The sequence below is a fragment of the Methanosarcina sp. DH2 genome (genome assembly GCF_020804225.1).
Lineage (GTDB): Archaea > Halobacteriota > Methanosarcinia > Methanosarcinales > Methanosarcinaceae > Methanosarcina.
Genome location: NZ_WJBI01000002.1, coordinates 228,933 through 248,988 on the forward strand (window position 1 = coordinate 228,933; position 20,056 = coordinate 248,988).

16 protein-coding genes are annotated in these 20,056 nt (G+C 43.9%); all 16 read right to left on the minus strand.

Going from position 1 to position 20,056, the window contains the following annotated elements; all coding sequences use genetic code 11:
* Window positions 1-230: 230 nt before the first annotated feature.
* The gene (locus FXV91_RS04915; protein WP_229388982.1) at window positions 231-1,889 is read right to left on the minus strand and encodes a DUF4157 domain-containing protein; all 1,659 of its coding nucleotides are present in this window, start codon (window positions 1,887-1,889) and stop codon (window positions 231-233) included.
* Between the two features lie 351 nt (window positions 1,890-2,240).
* Window positions 2,241-4,763 carry a DUF4157 domain-containing protein gene (locus FXV91_RS04920; protein ID WP_229388984.1) on the minus strand — a complete coding sequence of 841 codons (2,523 nt, stop codon included), beginning with the start codon at window positions 4,761-4,763 and terminating at the stop codon, window positions 2,241-2,243.
* Window positions 4,764-5,094: 331 nt separating this feature from the next.
* Window positions 5,095-6,669: a hypothetical protein gene (locus FXV91_RS04925; RefSeq protein WP_229388986.1), complete on the minus strand. Its 1,575-nt coding sequence runs from the start codon at window positions 6,667-6,669 to the stop codon at window positions 5,095-5,097.
* 152 nt (window positions 6,670-6,821) lie between these two features.
* The gene (locus FXV91_RS04930) at window positions 6,822-8,912 is read right to left on the minus strand and encodes a phage tail protein (RefSeq protein ID WP_229388988.1); all 2,091 of its coding nucleotides are present in this window, start codon (window positions 8,910-8,912) and stop codon (window positions 6,822-6,824) included.
* A 40-nt stretch (window positions 8,913-8,952) separates the two neighbouring features.
* Window positions 8,953-10,530, minus strand: coding sequence for a baseplate J/gp47 family protein (locus FXV91_RS20170; RefSeq protein WP_229388990.1), 1,578 nt, complete (start codon window positions 10,528-10,530; stop codon window positions 8,953-8,955).
* A 228-nt stretch (window positions 10,531-10,758) separates the two neighbouring features.
* On the minus strand, window positions 10,759-14,052 hold the full coding sequence (locus tag FXV91_RS04940) for a putative baseplate assembly protein (protein ID WP_229388992.1): 3,294 nt from the start codon (window positions 14,050-14,052) through the stop codon (window positions 10,759-10,761).
* A 2-nt stretch (window positions 14,053-14,054) separates the two neighbouring features.
* A complete protein-coding gene (locus FXV91_RS04945; RefSeq protein ID WP_229388994.1) occupies window positions 14,055-14,444 on the minus strand; it encodes a GPW/gp25 family protein in 390 nt (129 codons plus the stop codon).
* A 122-nt stretch (window positions 14,445-14,566) separates the two neighbouring features.
* Window positions 14,567-14,872, minus strand: a complete 306-nt coding sequence (locus tag FXV91_RS04950) for a PAAR domain-containing protein (RefSeq protein WP_229388996.1) — start codon at window positions 14,870-14,872, stop codon at window positions 14,567-14,569.
* A gap of 31 nt (window positions 14,873-14,903) precedes the next feature.
* Window positions 14,904-15,557 carry a phage baseplate assembly protein V gene (locus FXV91_RS04955; protein ID WP_229388998.1) on the minus strand — a complete coding sequence of 218 codons (654 nt, stop codon included), beginning with the start codon at window positions 15,555-15,557 and terminating at the stop codon, window positions 14,904-14,906.
* The gene (locus tag FXV91_RS04960; RefSeq protein ID WP_229389000.1) at window positions 15,557-16,633 is read right to left on the minus strand and encodes a hypothetical protein; all 1,077 of its coding nucleotides are present in this window, start codon (window positions 16,631-16,633) and stop codon (window positions 15,557-15,559) included. Before FXV91_RS04960 ends, FXV91_RS04955 begins: the two co-directional genes overlap by 1 nt.
* A 3-nt stretch (window positions 16,634-16,636) precedes the next feature.
* Window positions 16,637-17,284, minus strand: a complete 648-nt coding sequence (locus FXV91_RS04965) for a LysM peptidoglycan-binding domain-containing protein (RefSeq protein ID WP_229389002.1) — start codon at window positions 17,282-17,284, stop codon at window positions 16,637-16,639.
* A 44-nt stretch (window positions 17,285-17,328) separates the two neighbouring features.
* Window positions 17,329-18,414 carry a hypothetical protein gene (locus FXV91_RS04970; protein ID WP_229389004.1) on the minus strand — a complete coding sequence of 362 codons (1,086 nt, stop codon included), beginning with the start codon at window positions 18,412-18,414 and terminating at the stop codon, window positions 17,329-17,331.
* Window positions 18,411-18,884, minus strand: a complete 474-nt coding sequence (locus tag FXV91_RS04975) for a phage tail protein (RefSeq protein WP_229389006.1) — start codon at window positions 18,882-18,884, stop codon at window positions 18,411-18,413. Before FXV91_RS04975 ends, FXV91_RS04970 begins: the two co-directional genes overlap by 4 nt.
* Before the next feature lie 11 nt (window positions 18,885-18,895).
* A complete protein-coding gene (locus FXV91_RS20175; protein ID WP_322225055.1) occupies window positions 18,896-19,057 on the minus strand; it encodes a DUF6760 family protein in 162 nt (53 codons plus the stop codon).
* 20 nt (window positions 19,058-19,077) lie between these two features.
* The gene (locus FXV91_RS04980) at window positions 19,078-19,362 is read right to left on the minus strand and encodes a phage tail assembly protein (RefSeq protein WP_229389008.1); all 285 of its coding nucleotides are present in this window, start codon (window positions 19,360-19,362) and stop codon (window positions 19,078-19,080) included.
* Window positions 19,363-19,587: 225 nt separating this feature from the next.
* Window positions 19,588-20,022, minus strand: coding sequence for a phage tail protein (locus FXV91_RS04985; protein WP_229389010.1), 435 nt, complete (start codon window positions 20,020-20,022; stop codon window positions 19,588-19,590).
* Window positions 20,023-20,056: the final 34 nt, after the last annotated feature.

The window sequence follows — 20,056 nt, forward strand, 5'->3', positions numbered from 1 at the left end:
GGATTATTATTAGTGGTTTACCCGCATGACGGGCTATAACACCTGTAATTCGTCATGCTTAGCAGTCAATAGATCGATCATTTTATCGATCTCTTTTTCACCAACGCCGTTATACCTGTCCTAGCCGTAGGATGGATAGAAGGATAGCCGAAACCTATCAGCTCCATCCGCCATCCTGCAAATGTTTGGATTCATACCTCTCCCCATCATACGCGGGCTAGTTGGGATTCTTATCCTAAGTTTAGGTAGCAGTCTTTCTTGTCGCTAGGTTTGGAATAAGTGTACTTTCTCACCTTGTCGCAGATAACCTCTGTTACCTTGTCCGATTCCTTTTGATTGTGTTTACCTGCGGTGACCTCCATGACAGTACCTGTCAGGCTATGGGCCCACTCACCTAATAAGCCCATGGCGTGCCCCAGCTCATGGGCAACAATAGAGGGATCTAGGCCCTCGACTGCGAAGATTGAATCTCCACCAGGGGTGCCGTAGGTTGCTGCTCCGCCTGCTATATCCTTACTTTTCAAGTTACCTTGTTGAAAATACTCCACCACGAATAGCGAGATGCAGCCGCCAGCTTCACCAGCAGCAAAAAACAAATCTTTCAGCTCTTGTGTCGTGTTTGAGCCGCCATAATCCAACGTCTTAAAGGCCGTCTTTGACACGGTCTTAGACTGTTTGACTGACAGATCGATGCAGCACTTCCCCCATATTGTCTTTGCCGCATCGAAAGACGGAAGGACCGTGGGCTTCTTGCCATTGTCGTCAGCGATCTGCACTGGACGAATGCATACACTTAGTTTCTCTCTCGGGATGGTGGTAATTAGTTGTGCTTTCGTCTCCTCACGGGCCGTGTCAGTGCCGGCGAACTCACGCGAGTGCATTACACGGGTTATTGCCACCTTTTCAGTGATCCCCTCGCGGATCCACCATGCGACGAGCTCTTTTCGCGTCGCCACGACGCCGGTGTTCGTGAAGCGCAATGGATCTTCATCGTCCTCTTGGATGAGGCCCAAGTGCAGGCATCTGACCCACTCGCGAGGTGACAAGTCTTTGGAGGGCACGAGGGTGCAGATAGCGGAGTCTGACCGCTGCCGCCGGAGCTTTAGACGGGTGGAAATTGAGGTGGGAATTGGGGTTAGACCCCGTTCATCACTGCTTTGATCAAGATGAATCCCATCTAACCTTGACTGCTGCACCACATGCGTCAACTCATGAGCAATCAACCGCCGTCCTCCCTGCGTCCCTGGTGCGAACTGACCTGCACCGAAAACAATGTCACGTCCCACTGTGTAGGCATGTGCGTTCACCTCTTGCGCAGATTGTTCAGCAGCTGGGCCGGAATGTATCCGTACCCCTCCAAAGTCGTGCCCAAATATCGGTTCCATATGAGCGCGTGTAGCTGGGTCAAGCGGGAACCCGGGCGAGGACAGGACTTCATGCACAGTTGGTGGTACACCTTGCTGACTGCCAGCAGCGTATGATGGTGAACCCTGCTTCATCTGGAAGATTCCTTCTTCGTCATCATCCTCTTTTTGTTGAATATCTTTCTCAGGATAACGGGTTGCACTTTGAATCGACAGTCCCTCTGGCCGTGAATTGACCGGAGACTGCGAGACAGATGCCGGGTCAGGCATCCGCATAACCTGCTCAGCAATCCGATCAGCCTCCTGTTCGTAGATGTCGTTAGGCTGACCTACTCTAAGCTTAGCCTGCAAAGCTCTTGATTTGATTAGTCTCTGGACTGCCTGATTACCCGCAGTTCTTTGAAGCTGCAGTATTCTGTCAGCAGGAGATCCTGAAGAATTATAGTTGAGCTTTTTGCTGCAGAAATTCGAGCATTTCTGCTTTGGCTCCTGTGCTTTGGTATGAATTCCAACTTTCTCAGCCATATGCCCTTCCCGATTAATATTTAGTATTATTACACTTTAAATGTGTCAGTTAAGGTTTAGAGAAGTAAAAAATCAAAAATTATCCAGATCATATCAGTGAGCGATGGATTAAATCTAAAAAACCTATATCCTCTTTATTTTGGAAAATATGGAGATTCTTACCCTGTGATTTCCAGTAACTCACCCTATAAACATTCTGTAAAAATTAATTACAGTGCATTTTTCGGATCAGATCCTGTCTTTTGTCAGTTACTGCTTTTTCACGACGCGGCTGACGCGGGAGGAAGTAGCAACGAGTGGGTGAACACTTAGGCAGCTTGTAATGTACGTGCTCCGTCAGCTATTTTTTCCTTACCCCTTAACATTTTTGATAATAAACCAGCGCCCATTAAGTCTTGTGTCTCCCAGAACTGCCTGTATCGGTTTGGAACCTTCCGATATTCTGAACCAGACCCACTGGTCCCGGTGAGCATTATTTGCAATCTGATTTACTCTTGCATCTAGAGGCCAGAGATTTTCAAATGCATCATCTCCACCCAACTGAAGATCCAGCACATGATCAACCTGATACAGTCTTTCGTCATAATCAACGCTGTACTCTTTGAGTATCTTTAGCAGCTGATTTTGCTCTTTCCTGCTGTCAGTTTTCCTCTCTTTCTTGAATTTGCTCTTTTCTTTATACCATTTCATGACACCGAGCGAACGACCGTCCGGATCAATATTTTTAGGAAGTTTTTTGGATGTAGTGCGATAATAACGTTCATCGTGCTCGAATTTTATGATTGGCTTATATTCGTTGAATGGCTTATACCAGGTCATCCCTATCGGATGTGATTCGTCCAAACCTGTATTGACCACACCTCGTGCCTCTTCCTTTTTTCCACAAACTTCGGCAGCTGCATTTGAAAGTGCTTTCAAAACTTTATCCTGACCCGCACTGAAAACCTGACCCTGACCTATGTTACTCTGTGCAACAACTAATTGAGAAGGACCACCAATGCCTTCAATTAAATCGCAGAACTTCGTACATTTTCCCTGCAGACCTGGCAGATTTCGTGATAAATTCCCTTCAATGTCCTCACCGGAAATAACCTGTTTCGTTATGGGTCCAACCGTAACAGGTTTATCACCTTTACTTGGGTTTATTGAGACGGGAATAGACAGCTCTTCAGCCTTGATCCACTTTTCCCAGGTCCATAATGGTGCAGTAAACTCACATAAACGTTTCTCTCTGTCAGCTATCTTATACTGGACGTTTAAGAAAGGCGTAACATTGAATTGTACCTTAAAACCAGCTTTAATTTTACTTTCAAGGTCGAATATAAATTTGTTCTGGATATATGATAAGCGCACCATCTCCTGAAAATTAAAGATAGTAGAGCCTATACCGTCACCCCGAAATCCCCCTTCAGCAAAACCTTTAATAGGAATGCTAAAACCTTCAACCGGAATTGAAAGCGTGGCACCAGCACTTATCTTGCCAGCAACTTCAACAACAATATGGCTGCCTATCGGAACATTAACCTGCCCCTGTCCTATGTAAGTATCATGCAGGGGATCAATCCTAATTAAAACATCATTCAGGGTAATCGAGCCAACACTCAGCCACAGGCTGGGACCTATATCAAGTCCAAGTTCAGGCTTGTCGATCCTTACTCCTGCAATTATATAGTCTTTTAAATTCTTAATTTTCGACAATTTAGGAAATTCCAGAACCTTTTCTTCCTGGGGATCTGTTAACTTAATGCGCCCACAGCCAAGAGTAATTCCATCCTGGCCAATTGAGAATTTGCATTTTAATTTGCCCGCCAGTTGTTTTGCCGCTGCCAGTGCAGCCGGGCTGAAGCTTGTCCCGGATATATTATTATCAGCGCCTTTCTGTCCAGCTCCATCTCCAGATTGAATAACTGCACCTGCCTGTTGCTTGGCCCAATCAACCGCTTCGCCTCCAGCCTCAGTAATAGAGTTTACCACTTCGCTGGCTTTCTCTTCAACCCAGCTTAAGATGCTTCCACCCGAACTATCAGATTCTTTCTTATCTTCGTTATCGCCAAAGAGTGACCACCTCTGTATTCCGGGCGTGGAGGTTGATATCTCAGGTGACCGTTGTATTTCCGCTTTCTTTTTTTCACAAGCTAAACACTTTAACTGGACAGACGGCTGCTCGGGAACTTTTTTGGTTTGAACCCCACCGGTTTGCTGCACCACATGAGTCAATTCGTGTGCAGTCAACTCATTCTTATCAGGAGATTTTCCGTCTCCATAATAGATGTCCTGATTATATGCGAATGCCTGTGCCTGCAGGTCGCGGTTCATCTGCACTGCCTTTGAATCCGTGTGAATGCGTACCTGGCTAAAATCTTGACCAAAGAGCGGCTCGTAAAAAGCTCGTACAGATTCGGGCAAAGGATGGCCGCCTTCGCGCATATTGCTGATGCGGGACTCCAGCTCTGGGATTATCTTAGGAATTGGGCCAGAAACCTCCTTTTTCCGGAGAGTTCCTTCCTCTTCTTCCTTTTCTGGATTATTCTTAGTACACTCTGGACACCTGCGCTGTACAGACTTGTTCCGGATGTGGCTTGAAATTCTTATCCCTTTTGAAACCTGCAGCTCAGGCATTCTCATGACTTGTTTGGCAACCCTATCAGCCTCACGTTCATAAATATCATCAGGCTGACCTATCCTGATTTTAGCCTGCAAAGCTCTTGATTTGATCAACCTCTGGACAGCCTGATTACCCGCTGTTCTTTGAAGCTGTAACATTCTGTCAGCAGGAGATTCTGAAGAACTGTGGCTGGGTTTCTGGTTGCAGAAATATGAGCATTTGTGCTTTGGTTCCTGTGTTTTGGTATGAACTCCAGCTTTTTCAGACATGTATCTGTCCCTGATTTCTTTGACGATTTATACCTTAAGTATACCAGTTAATGATTGAAAACTATGGACAAATCAAAACTCTGTACCAGTCAGTATTCAGTAGACTAAATTCCTGCCTTAAAATTACAGTTAGAAGTTAAAAATTAAAATTGAGATAAAAATTAGAGATAAAAATTAGAGATGAAAATTAGAGATGAAAATTAGAAATTAAAAAGTTTTAAACCACCAAAAAATTAAAACGAATTTTAAATTTGGTGGGAGGTTAAATCAGAAATTTCGGATCTATAGACGTGATTTCTGATATTTTCTTAATTTTCGTTTATCCCAGCAATTATCCTCGCATTTCCAGTTCTGTAGCATAGAAGCAGACCTCATCCTGCTGGACAGCTACCTGAATTGCATCGCCTGAGTCAATAGCTACTTTGAGTTCTTCCAGTGATTTCATAAATCTTTCGAAACTTATATCTGTAACTCTTCCTTGAATTTCGTCTGCAAATTCTCTCATAAACTCCAGCAAGTCTTTCATAGAAGAAATGAAGTCCTCCTCTTTTTCATAAATTCTATTATCTACTGCCTTTTTGGCCTCCTGGGAAATTTTAAGGGCTATACTGCTGTCCAGCTGCCTCATAATTGCCTTAAAATTACTTACAGTGCATTTCAGAGCCCTTTCTCTAAGGTACATAAAAAGCAGGTTAAGCTGCTTTTGAAGTGTTCCGGAAAGGTTTCCAAAGTCGACAATTTCTTTTCCCAGGTTATGTACGTGATCTTCGCGGGAATATTTATCCGAAGTACCGACAATGAGGCTGGTACCTACGCTTTCCACTGTAGTTGCCGGGGCTGCCCCTCCTCCAGTAGAAGTAAGTTCTATAGTATGGGCCGCAGGGTTGGAGGTTATCGAAATATTTGCACCTGCAATGAGACCTACGTCTCCTCCGGGGTTACTGACTCCACCTATGCTAACGAGTGCGCCGGTCTGTAGAGCGGTAACCATATGTGGATTGTCCTTTTTTGCAGAATGGGTCTCTCCTATGGTAATAAGGTTGTTCGTATCATCAGGAGTAATAACAATTGAGCCATCCTCAACAAGATCCACGTTTCCGCCAGGGTTGCTTACTCCTTCCAGACTCACAAGTGCTCCTGTCTGTACTGCGGTGACCTTATGAGGGTTTTCAGAGTCCAGAATATGGCACTTTAAAAGCTGGTAAAGTTCCTTTTTAGTGAAAAAAATCCTGTATTTCTCGGTATTCTCTGGTTTAATTATTAGGTCGCTGTCCACAGACGCAAGGAAAACTTTACCTCTCTGGTTTTCCCCACATAGAGAGCATGGTTTGTGTTCTTCTTCAAGATTTTTGAGCCACTCACTTGCATCAGGAAGCACACTCGGATCCTCTGGGGATTCGGCCCGGCAGCGTATGCCCATTGATTCAGGAGCTTCATTTGAGACAACTACTTCAAAACCCTCAACAACCCTTCCGGGACAGCATCTCTCTTCGCAACTTGAAGGATTTGAAGCCGCAGCTACATAACCTTCGTAACAGGGTTTATATTTCAGATAAAGAAATGAACCATCTGGTAAAGCGGAAACAGTTGATCCGCTGCTGCTGATTATGTCTTTCCCCAATGTATTTGTCGGCACTACAATCTCGCGTCCGCAGCAGTCAAGTGCTACCCCTCCGTCTATAAAATCGATCGTTATTTTGTTGCCTTTAAGCTCCATCTTAAGGTCTTCAAAGCCGCAGACAAGCCCTGAGCCGTGGAGAAGTCTGTTGACCAGGCGGAGTTTTTCATCGAAATAACTCTGTTCTGTTTCGAAGTCCCGGACTGTCATTAACTTGCCGTAAAAATAGTTGTTTTTCTCAAATCTGTGCAATTTACATTTATCAGTTCCATCTATGTGATTGGACATGCCATTAACCCCTTTTATTTTAGAATTATACATATTAAGACTATACGCAGCTGCCTGCGATTGATCATTAATTGAAGAATAGTAGCTCAGAGATGTATTATTGAATCTTAAGACGTCGAATCTCAGGGTATCTAATCTTAAGATAGCAAATTTTAAGAAAGTACGGTATCGATTCCTGCTCTTGAATGCCTTTGAACCTGCCCGGCTTTCTCCTCGTCGCTCAGGATGGTATCTCTGCCAATTACAGTTTCTTTACCGAGGATAAACTCAGGCTCCGTAAGTGCGGTGTTGATTCCAAGATATGTATGCATATCCAGGTAGAACCAGGGTTCGAGCATCTTCAGGTTATAACATGTGTGTGCAGGTTTTTGCTCGTCAATAATCCTTCTAATACGCTTTAGAGTACCTGTGTCAATTCCCGGACTTTTCAGGAAGACAGTGAAAACAAATTTTTCTGTCCCGAAAAGGACATTAACAAGGTTTTCTTCCCTATCGCCTATTTTTACTCTGGCTTCATTCGACGGGAAAAAGATCATATCTTCACCCGTGCAGGGGAGAGACTTTTTTCCTTCAAGTGGTAAATTGATGCGGAAGTTTTCCACAATCAGGGGCTTTATCCCCGTAAAAAGTTCGATACTTTCGGAAAGCCCTTCTCTTGTCCCTCTCTTTTTATATAGTGAGGCTGCGTGCCTGATAAAAAGTCTTTTTTTCTCTTCAGTCCAGTCCTCATCTACAGGGACCGCAAGCCAGGAAGCAAGCCAGGAAAGGAACTCAGGCGGAGCATTGCAGGTGTCAAAAAAACGGTCTATATTTTCAATCGTATAATCTATTTCAAAGATTATGCTTTCAAATATGGAAAGGAAGCGTTCGAGGAGGTCTTTGCTATACGGTTCCTCCCTGTAGATAGCAGGCAGATAATCGATATAAGAAGCCCTCGGGAAAAATATTCCGATAGATGTGACAAGCGGAGATGTCTCTTCTGTCCCTGAGAGGATGATTTTAAACCAGAGGTACCTGCCCTCTGCCCTATCAAGGAAAAGTGAATCCCTCTTCTCATAGCCCTGAACTGCCGAAGTTTCGGAAATGCATATTTTCCACCTTTTCGGGTCAAGAGCTTTAATCTCAGCCCCTGAAAGCTTTTCATCCGATGCATGATAAAAGAATTCTATTTGAGTGCCTTTTACAAAATTCCCATTTATTATCAGCCTGTGCCACACAGTATCGCTTTCCTGGCTGTCCACAGGTCTTGAAATATAGGTTCCCCGAAAAGAACCGTCAGGAGCTCTCAAATTTACTTTTTTACGTACAAGCCTGGTGAGCTTTTTTCCCTTCCCGTCAAGCACATAAAGTCTGCCTTCAGGACCGTAAACCAGCTTTTTACAGGTGCCCCTGTAGGACCATAAAGGATGAGAAAGAAAATGATTATTAAACTCCAGCCTATGAATGGTTTTCTCGTTCTGGTTTTCATCTCCTGTTTCATCCGCTTCCCCTACAAAAACCTCCTTCCAGGCATCAACTGCGATCCCTGAAGGAGAAAAGTTCTCTATATCTACCTTCCTTTCAGCCTCTGTTTCCCCGGCTCTGAAGACATGAATCCTGTTTCCTTCAAGGACGTAACGCTTCCCTTCTTTATCTACTTCCAGAAACTCTGGCTCTCCAGATCCATTAATTTCGCAGGAAATTTCGGGTTTCGGACGGAAAGGGCTGTGCTTGTTGATAGAAAGCACCCTGCTCCCTTCAAGAATGTAGATATTCCCTTTTTCATCGCATTTTATATTGGTAATTTTTTTCAGATTCTTTCCAGTTTCCTCTCCAGCCTCTTCTCCGGTCGGGCCTTTTAAAAGGGTCCAGCGCAAATAATAGTCGCTTTTTGTAAAAGCACTGAGACGGAAATTATTTCCATCAGCGCTATCTGCAATGTACAGGGTATCTTCGTCTACTCCGATTGCAGAAATCTTTCCCAGTTTTAACGGAAAAACTCCGGGACAGTTCCCTATTGGATTTGGAGCAGATGCGTTTCCTGCATACCTGAATATCAGGCTTTTCTCCGCACCCGGAGGACTCTCTGTACCTGCAGGATTCTCCTCTGTACCCAGAAGGTAAATGAAACCACATTCATCGACTGCGATATCCTCAATAATAAACCCTGGATTTTCGAATAACACCTCCTCAAATAAATATGAATAAACGCTGGAAAGCCTCAGGTCCCCCTGTCCGAGGTCGAGATTTTCGCTATATTCCATAAACTCTTCCAAAAATATCTTTGAATCTATCCATTTATGTTTAATTTCCTGAATGCAAACCACCTCTTTTCAGGCAGCTTTCAGCCTCCCTTAAAATCTCCACATTGTGTTGCCCGGAATAAACACTCGAAAATTTTGAGCCCAGTAAGAGGTTGCCCTGTGAATCTCGTGCCGCTCCGTTTTCTCCGTAGACTGAAAGCCTGATTATGCATTTTACCCCTGAAATCTTTTCCATGAGTTCATAAAGCTCCGAAAGGTAGACATCCCTGCCAATGGGCCAGCCCTGACCATCAGGCCCTCCTTTTACGGGATGGAGGTACCTGTTAAGCACAGATAATACATCCTTCCGAACCAGGCTGTCGTCAAGATAACCCTCCTGCGGGACAACTGTAATATTCACCGTCACTTTTACGTAATCTGGAGAAATTACATGGATTTCAGTCCCCAACAGGCGGTGCCTGTCAAGGTGCCTGCATACTGCCTGTATAAAGCCTGCAGAAGGAGTGGGAGGAGACCTGAGAATTTCAAGAGGAGTGTAAGGGATTACTACAACCGTCACAGAACCTTTGCTGTACCCTGATTTTGTGGGTTCCTTACCTCCGGATTTTGCCTGCTGAGAAAGGAGAGGGCGGTAATTAGGCACTGCTTTTGCTTTTGCCACTCTAAGGCCCGGAGTATTCAGGGCTATGTATTCGTAATCAGAGGTTATTACTGCAATATAGGGAACCTTAAAATCTCTGAGAAAAACTTCTACTGCCTCCTCAATTGTCTGGGCTTTTTTCCCTCCGGTTGCAGGCGTGTAATTTATAATTTCCAGATGTTCTGACCCTTCAACTTTCCAGGCACAGCCAGCTTTAAGGTTTCCTTCTTCTCCGTCCTCTTTTCCATTTGCTATATCCTCTCTTCCTTCTCCTCCTTTCCCTTTCTCACTTCCTTTTCCTGCAGTTAGATCCTGGGTTGCAGGGACCGTATTCAGCCTTATTTTTTCAATTCTTGGAGGGTACTCATAACCTGACCCTTTTACCGTACAGCGGAGCCAGAAATAAGAATTTTCAAAGTTCATTAGAGGAATAGACTGAGTTGCCTTCCAGCCTTCAAGCTCCCTAAAGGTTATTCTTCCACTCTTTTTGAACCCTGCAGTATTATCTACAGGTTTTACCTCTCTCCATGGGTATCCACTAGCCGGGTCCGAAATTTCCCACCTCAATTTCGCATTTTCAAACCCGTATTCCTGCTCGTCTCCATGGCTCCCAGGAACTTTCAGATCTTTCTCGTAAAGGTAACACATGAAATTAAGGGTCTGAGGCGGAATGGCACTGTTTTTTCCAAAACCCATATAAAATGCACATCCAGCCCGAACCTGCTCGCCAAAAGGAGCAAAGAAAAGGTCTCCTGCTTCATTTGCGCTGGTACGGTCAAATACTCCTTCTGTAAGCCCGTCAACTATCAGTTTCTCCAGTCCAAAGGCAGCGGGAACTATATCCAGGTCCTCATCCAGAGAGAAATAGATTTTCTTGCCTGCAGCTTCAGTTGACACCTGAGTTCCCTTTATCAGCTCCGTTTTTTGGGTCGAACTGAAACTGAGATTTACGCGTGCAGGTTTTGCTTTTTCCGGCACTACCCCCAGCAATTCAAGGTATTTGAGGCGGTGTCTGTCAGTAACAAGGTTTGTACGGTACAGTTCAATTTCGGTAAGCCAGGCAAAAAGCTCAATAAGCGTGATCCCGGGATCGCTATGGTTGTGATCGGTCCATTCCGGGGCATATACGGGAATGAGTTTTTTTGCTTTCTCTACAAGCTGATCAAATGACTTATCGTCAAGATTGGGTATGGGAAGAGACAGGCTTCACCCCTCCTTATTATCATTCGTCCATTTTACTGTAATCGAATGCTCCCCGCTGTAAGGGAGTGCATATTCAGGCAGTTTTATAACAGAAGTATCAGTCAGTGTTACGACCTTCGACCCTTCAAAGTACCTTATTTCTACATCCGCCACATAATCCACAGCTTCAATGCCTTCGAGTATCGAATATATGTCAGAAATACAGGGCGTATCCCCAAAATTCCAGCCTTTTCCGTCTTCAAAGCCTGTCAGGGGATGCAAAAAGTCCGTAATTTTTTCCAAGGCTTCGTTTTCAATTACAGGAATTGCGTCAATGTGACGTGTCTGGATTTGTGCAATTACATCCACCCGAACATAAAAAGGAGATATTACTTTCAGAGACAGGACAGGAGGGCACCTTGCCTCGAGATACTGCTTTACATTTCTCTTTAATTCGCCTGACGGCAGAGGCTTTTTCCCGGTTCCTTCCGGAACTATGACAACCGTAACCCATCCGGTACTGAACTTGCCTTCGGAACTAAAATTAGGAAGAACCTTTACCCTTGCAACCTTGCTGGAAGCTTCCCTTACGAGCCACTCGTAATCGTTTACTGCCATTGCACGGTTTCGGTGTTTAAGAGCAGCAGGGGACCTTTTTATAAGCGCATCTGTCTGCTCTGGATCAGCCCCGCCTTCTGAGGATACGGGGTTGTAAACCCTGTCCACAAAGGCCATCGATCTCATTAGTTTTGAGATCTTCATAGCTTCGATGTTTCCTGCTTTTCCTCCTCCGCTCCTGTAAGTGGCTTTGATGTTCTCAAAGCCTGCAGGTGGAACTTTTCCTTCTATCCTGTTCCCAAAACGGATTTTTCCTCCTATCCGGTCGAGTGTGTAGTGCCTGTCGGCCTCTTTTGATTCAAGGAAATCATTTACCCTTTGCCACCGCACCCAGAACTTTTTAAGATTTCCTTCACTATCTTTTTCTATCTCCTGAATATCTTTTCCAAGATTTTTCCTCTCTTTTTCTGAAATGCTACCGTATTCATTGACCCATATTTCTTCGTCGAGTACAGGCCTGTGAATAAGAGAAAATTCCTGGCCCGGCTCCCCGCTGCTCGAACCGATTACTTCGTTATAGGTTGTGTTCGCCTGGACAGCCCAAACCGAATTAAGATAAAACCCCAGAACCTTTGGGGGAAGCATGCGGGCTGCTTCAGGCTGGAAATCAATATTGAAGACCTCAAAAGCTTTTTTGCACTCGCCTGTTCCTGGAACCTTTCTTTGAGCAATTGCCTCCTTGCCACCTGTCTCTGAGAGGAGTGAATTCCTGAAATCCAGGAGCCTGTATATATTCGGCCTCTCCTTCTTTAGAAATCCGGCATATGCAGGGGATATAGAGCCTGATTTTACCTCTTTCATAAAGAAATTCCCGGTTACAAGTGCCCTTATCCAGTATTTCTCTCCGGAACCAAAGGAGCTGGAAGCCTGCATCTTATCAGGGACAACAAATTGAAGCATTCCTTTTTTTGTGAACCCGGCGGTTCCATCCAGGGCTTCAAGCCTTTTCCACTCTCCGCCACTTTCATCTCTACTTATCTCTCCTCCTTCTGCAAGGTATTGCCATTTCACGTCCGGCAGGAAAGATTCCGGGTATTCGAAGCTCTCCTCAATATCTACGAAAAGGCTCATAGGCCCTTCTTTGAGGGCTCCGTCAAACCCGAAATAGACTGAAGGGAATTTATCCGGCAGGGCTTCGAAAGGTCTGAAACCTTTACGGCCTTCCAGATCCTTCAGGCAGTCCCTGAATTCAAGGTTATTTTTAGCAAGAACGATGGCTGGCTGTTTATTTTCAGAACTAACATAATTAATTCTTAAATCTGTTATTACAGGAGGACAAAAACTTCCATTGCTAATATTACCATTACTATTAATCTTAAAGTCCTCCCCGTAATTTCCTCCAACCAGTCTGACCCGGATCCAGCAACTCTCCTTGCCGTTAACCCGGGAAGACTTTACGAGGGGCATCTCAGGAATTTTGATGCCAGGTGATACGCTCTCTTCAGTATCCCTTCCCCCGCATTCACTATTTTTACTTAAGTTATTACCGTCCTCAGCGATCTTAAGAACAGTCCAGCTTTCTCCATCCCAGTACTCCCAGGAAAGTTGAGGAAGATCGGTTTTATTGGTAGAACTTGGCTTTCCAGCCTTCAGATCAAATTCCAGGCATACTCTATAACCCGTTTTTGAAAAAGCCTCTGCACTCCCTATGTAAAAAGTGTCATTGAGCCGGGGTTTTTTCCCAAAAGGGTATATCTCTTTTTTGGAAATGTTAAGTGATACATCATTGTAAGACAGGAAATCCGGATCAATTCCCTGACCCTTTATTATGGAGTCTTCTTCTACTGAAATTTCGGAAGGAAAAATTGAAATTTTAATATTTTTTGCTATTAAATCCGTAAATTCGTTAATTCTGGATTTCTGTATTCTGCATCTTATCCATCTGGTCTCAAGCCCATTCACCTTAAGTATAGTAATAGGCAGTAAAGCTTTTTTATCTCCTGCTCCTTCAATCGAGTCAATTTTTAGCTTTATTTTAAAGATTTCTTCATCGTCTGTTGCTTCGCTCCTGAAAGGAATCCATTTTATATTTTTCTCTTTCTCATCCTTATTTTCCGTAATCTCAACTGCGTATTCCCATGAGGCATTCTTCTCATCCCCAAGCTTTTTAATAAAGCTGCTCTTAGTTCCTTCAAAAAAGATATCTATGCAGCCCTGCTTCAGGTTGAAAAGCTCTTCATCACCAATGTAAAGAATATGCTCCTGTAAAGACTCTTGCCCCGCAAAAAGCTCTGTTTGGGTCATTCCATTTATTGCAGGCGTGTGGCCAAAAACTTCATCCTGTTCTGTTATTACGCTATATACGGACACAATTTTTGATGGAGTTGCAAGCATATTTTTCTCAGTCTCAAAAATAACTGTTTCTCCGTCAGAGCCTTTAGCCGATACCCGGGTAGAAGCTTCGACCATGACATTTCCGGGAGCTCCTTCGCTCAGCACAAAGCTGAGAGGAACGCGTGCAGGCCTTGCCGGGATCAGGGAAAAATTGAGCATTTCGAGAAAAGACAGAAAATGCTTATCTGGGGCTTCATTAAGCCTGGAAGAAATATTTCCTGCCATGCTGGAAAAAATCATTGAAAGGGCGAATCCAACATCCTCCGAGACTTCCGCTTTCCACTCAGGGAGATAAAAGGGAACTTTTTTTCTGATTTCCTGACGAATAGCATCCGCATCTAACCGGCTGATTTCAGGAGCTTTCATAGTCACACCCCTTCTTTTACATAAAACGGATACACCAGGTTAAAACTGGTATTTGTAGTCCGGACACTGTAATCAATATTTATCAAAAGTCTTCCATCGTTTACAGGGTCAGGCAGAGCCTTAACCTCAATCAGTTCAATACGAGGTTCCCATCTGGTAAGAGCTTCAATTACGGCATTTTCTATGAGGCGAAGGCTGAGCGTATCCATTGTAGAAAAAAGATATTCATGAACCCTGCACCCAAACCCGGGCCTCATCAGGCGTTCACCTTCCGCTGTCCCCAGGATTATGAAAATAGCCTCTTTAATATCAGCTTCATAGCTGGAAATATCTACCTTTCCCCTGTGGTCTATATTAAAAGGAAATCTCCATCCTTTACCGAGAAAATCCATACTAATCTTCAGTCCCCCAGTAAATATGTACAAAAATCCGGATACCGAAAAAATTCGTTGTAATAATTCAGTGCAATAATAATTCAACTTAATAACTCGGTGTAATAAGTGTGAAATGAGTTTTACCCTATAAGCACTGTAGGACACCCGACTATAATCATATTCGGAGGTCCCGCTTCAATAACCATATCTCCTTGACGGGCAGCCGGCAGGTTATTGATTAGGACAGTGGCGCTACCCTGCACAACCACCCCTCCGGCATGAGGTGCAGGGCCTGAAGAGAGCGGGCATGCATGGAAATCAGCTGCCCCCCTCCAGGCAGGCATCCCTCCTATCAAAACATTCGGACTTCCTGGACCGGGCCCTAGAGGAGTCCCGTGGGATGTGGCATCTCCAACTCTTGCAGCAGGTGGCATTGTTTTCTCCAATTTTTTACTTTTAACTATCAATTTTTTATCCTTAATTTATTTTCACAGGCATGCCCTGGATTGTAAGAATTGCATTGGACTTCAGGCTAAGGGAACTGGTTCCTTCGATTTCAAGCATGCCGGCTTTGATAGTAAGCTGCATGGCACATTCCATTGTAATGGAATTTTTTACCGAATCGATCACAATCCTGTTACTTCCGGTTTTATCAGTGATCTCTATTTTTTCCTGACCCGAAGTATCGTCAAGGACGAGCGTATGCCCTCCCTGTGTCTTGATTTCAATCTTTTCCTGCTGGGGAGTATCGTCAAATGTAAGTTCATGTCCACTTCTTGATTTTATCTTGCGGATGTTATTTTCTCCGTTGCTGTTAGTTTCTGGAGGGAGGTCCTGAGAATTCCATAAGCCTCCGATTATATAGGGATGGTTTATATCTCCCTGTTCGAATGCTACAAGGACTTCGTCGTTAACTTCCGGATAAAAAACCATACCTCTTCCACTTCCAGCCATTGGGCTTACAACCCTTGCCCAGTGGCTTTCATCATTTTCTCCTCTCCAGGGTAGGTTTACTTTTACCCTTCCGCGTTTCTCAGGGTCCTGGTTGTTGGTTACGATTCCGACTGCAACACCATATATATTTTTAGCCTGACCTTCTTCAGCCTCTCCTAAAAGTTCACTCAGGTCCATTAGAGACACCTCCGGACTTCAAGGGAAGTTTTGTAACCGGAATCTCCAAGTACATGCTTTGATTTCATAACATAATACACTCCACTGAAGCGTTCCCCTACTTTTGTGATATTGATAAGAACGCCGGGTCTCAGTTCCGGATTTCCAGCACATTCAAGAGTTCCGGTAATAAACCCCTCATTTCTCTTTTTTAATTCCGAGAGGGCAATTGATTTCGCCTCCTCCCTCGACCTGACAACTCGCCCTTCAACTTTCACACTTACTTTGGTTCCCTGAGACTCTTTCACCATATCGACAAGCTTTTGAATTTTGGTGCCGTATATTTCATCAAGTCCAGCAGTTTCTGAAATAGTTTCCTTGTTTTTTTCGTTCCAGGCTGTTACTCGTACCTCACTTACCACATTTGCAGTGCTCATGCGTGGGCTGAAACTTATAATATTTTTATAATACTCAAAATCCATGATGCCTGTTCTTTTATCTGCCTCCTTTTGAAAATAGAGAATCCGGTTTCTGACAAAAAATTTGAAATTAATATCTTTTGCCAATCTACTCAGGAAAGCATAATCCTGTTCGTTTACTTTTCTCTCGATCTTACTGAAAGGCCCCATTTCCGCATCTTCCACTCCTGAAGGGTCAAGCTTATTTTTTTCGGCAATCTCCCTGGCTATGTCGGAATAAGTTACTTCTTTAAGATTTACTTTGGAGTTTGTCTTTTTAAGATCATAAGAAAGGTCGTACCCTTCAACGGTAAGCGTTGAAGGACCTCCTGTGAAAAAATTAGGAGATAATGCCCTGATTATTCCGGTTATCCGACTTTCTTTTCGAGGAGAGGCATATCCAAAAGAGATTATAAGCCTGGTTCCCGGAGAAATGCTTTCTGCATCCAGCCATTTGAATTTCTGCGTCTTCATGTCAAGTGCATCATTAAAATAAATGCGAAACATTGCCGGGTTTTCCAGGTCTTCATCGATTTCAATTCCGATGATCTCGTTTTTTGGGACAGCATCATCGCCGTCTGCCCAGTAAACGGTAAAAAAAGGAGCATAAATCTCAGCAGAAGAAATCAGCTGTGCCATATTTTATTCCACCGGAGGTATGATCAATTCCGTGCCCGGCTTGAGCAGTTCGGGGTGCTCGATTTTATTTGCCAGCGCAATAGGTCTCCAGAGCCCGGGATCTCCGTATTCTCTGTAGGCTATCAGCCACAGGCTGTCCCCCTGTTTTGCAGTATAAACATGGGTCTTATCAGGAGACTGAAGGCTTTTTTCACGGTTGTTGAGTTCGACTTTGAACTCTTTGAGAGTAATGTTAAGTTTTGCCCGGACAGGAATACCGTCCGAGTTAAACATAGTGAACCTTCTGGTCACCTTTTCAAGCACGCAGTAAAAAGGCTCTTTTGAGACCAGACCCCATATGAAGCGAAGCACGGGAGGGGCATGCAGTTCGGGATCGATATTCATAAGCCCTGTCAGCTGATCCGTATATTTTCTGACATCAACCCCGCCTTCCTCATAAGTATCATAAAACACTTCAAGGCTAATACTTCCGGAATTTCCTTTTATATATTGAAGGTAAGGGGACTCAAGCCCTGGAACTGAAATTTCAGAAAAACTGTTACTTTTATCGATCGAATATTCTGGAGGAAAATAAAGGATTTCTATTTGTTCCGGCTGTCCTTTCCCCCCTCTGAAAATTTCAATAAAACCTTTCTTTGGTTTTTGCTTCATTTTATCCCCCAGTTATAGCAATTCTTCTAATATCTTTTTTTCAATTAAAGAAGCCCTCTTCTTTCTTTTTCTATTTTCAATCTCATCGTGATCTGCTGCATAACCTGTTCGGAGATTCTATTTATCTCGAGATTCCGTTTTAATTCCTCTTCCATCCTGGAATAAATGGAAGAATAATTTTCCTCAGCTGCCTTTTCTGCCTGAGCCAGTTCTTCTTTAATCGACTCCATTTCTCTTTCTAACTCCTGGCTGAGATTGACCGATGAATTAAAAACCAGCCCGGGAGCCTGGCGATAAGTTTCTTTTTCGTAGGAACTGTCCAGAACAAGCCCTCCATCGAAAGCAGAAACTGAATTTCTGTCAGGTAAAGTTATTCCAGAATTTACATTTTTCAGATGAGTCCTGCTTAAGTTTGACATTACTTTACTTGTAGAGGAAGAAATTCCAATCGAGTTCCCGAAAGATTCATCCCCGGAATAAGTCTGATATATAGGTTTCAGACTTCTTTTAGCCTGATAGAACGCATAAGGACGGAATATAGAATTTTCTACCATTCTGGCAACGATAGGATTTCTCAGAAGATCTTCAGTGGCTTTTTTGCGCACAATATTTATGAGATTCGCATCCGTTAATAAGCCTGAGACCGGATAAAAATTCTCATTTCGTGATAAAGTCCTGATCTCTTTTTGAATATTATATACTGTTTTTTGAATGACGGATTCTCTTCTTTGAACTATATCCCGGGTATTTTGTCTGATTATATCCCTGGCACTTGATATGTTTCCATGTGTCCTGAATATCTCTTTTTCCTTTAAGAGAGCAGGCTTCAAAGGCTGATTACTGGTTGGCTGATTACTGGATGTTATTCTTCCTTTGGTAAGTTCTCGGGAAACCGTTCCCCGAGAAACAGGGTATTTGAGAACCTGGATATGAATTGGAAAAGAAAACCTATTTCCCTGGATAGCTCTCTCTTTGGAATTTTCTCCGAAAAGAAGAAAGGGAAAGCTGGAAAGTTTCTTTTTCCGAGAATATTTTTCTATAATGTTTGAATGGAAGCTGGGGTTTGAAACAGCGGTATGCGACCCCTTTGCACGCAGCTTTTTTGCTCCCGAGAATTTCCGTGTAATCAACCTTTCCCCTTCCATATACCCTGATGGGCAAGTTCAATAGTCTCAAAAGCTATGGTGCTGCTGTCTGCCTTCAAGTCGGGCCCTGTCCAGCGAACAGGATAAGCCCCTGAAAATTCCCAGCGCCACCTGTCATTTCCTTCAGAATCCATCAGGATTATGGATCCGTCTCTCCTTTCAAACCTCCCGTTAACAACGTCCTGATGCCACTGCCACAGCTGATCGAGATCGGTTATGCCTCTTTTGAGGACAAGGTTACTGAATTTGGTCCTTTTCGGAAGAATATGCACGAAATTGTTTACCCCACCCTCTTCGTAAGTCTCCGTATCAGTCTGTGCCTGAATCCCGGTTACTTCAGACATCTGGGCGACAATGATCCCTCCGATTTCCACCCGGAAGCGGTAAGACATAAAGGGATCCGATTTCCCTGCCGTACCTGCCATTATTCTATCTTCCCTCCATAAACCCGGCATCTGACCCGTTATTATTGGACTTCGAGGATACTTCTCTCACGATCCTTACTCAGGTGCTGGTTAATCTTTGAGATTTCTTCACACCAGCGCTGGCGGTCCCTGTGTTCAAGATTCATAATCTCTTCATGGGACCAGTGAAAATGGTAGGCAATAAAGGCTACCTCCTCATACAATCTGTTGAGGGGGTAGCCGGTTATTCCCCCTGTTCAGTCTCCTCCAGATCGAACTTATGTCCGCATTTCGGACAGACTGCCTGGATTTCACTTGTATCGTTCTCGTTGATCCTTGCATACAAATCCTGCAGGTATGCCAGATCGGAGGCAAAAAGGTTCTCTATTACAGCCGGATTGATGCTTTCAAGGGATCCAAGTTTGGTAATAACCCTTGAAAGCAGGATTATAGTCAGATATGCGGGGTTGGATTTGACCCTCGGATCCTTCAGGGGAAGGATCTCATCCGCTGCTGTTGCCAACCTCATGATACCTTTGTTATGAAGGTTCCCATCACTGTCCACATAACCTTTAGGCAGGGTAAAATCAAACTCTGTTTGAAATCCCAGAAAAATTCCCCCTTAAATTATTTTCTATCCAAAATTCTTTTCTAAAATCTGAATATATTTTTAGAACTAAAGCCTGAATCTGCTTTAAAAACTAAATATAAAAATACTTTAAAATCTTAAAAGTATTTTATATAGTATTCGGACTCAGGAAGCCCGCTTGAAACCTTCATGGACAATCTCAAGAGTCTCTATAGCCACTTCATTTCCCTTCGCATTGAAGTCGGCAGGGTCATACTTGCTTGGCCAGGCTCTCTCAATATTCCAGCGGGCTTTATCCGCACCTGCTTCATCGATCAGGATAATTGACATATTTCTCCGTGCCCCTTCTGCACCTGTGTCTATTACCTGCTGCCTCCAGCTGTAAAGGTCCAGTGAATCCGTGATCCCCCACTTCAAAGTAATATTTCCGTATTTTGTTAGCCCGGAAAGCTTTCTAAACCTTGGAGGCTCATCTCCTTCCCTGTATTCAGCCACGTCTGTTGTGGTGTCCCCAAAGGTACATTCACTGAAACCTGCCTGGGTGATCCCGTCAATTTCAACCCTGAACCTGAACTGTCTGTAAGGATCCGCTCTTACCATACATTATCCCCTTTTCCTATAATAATTTTTAATC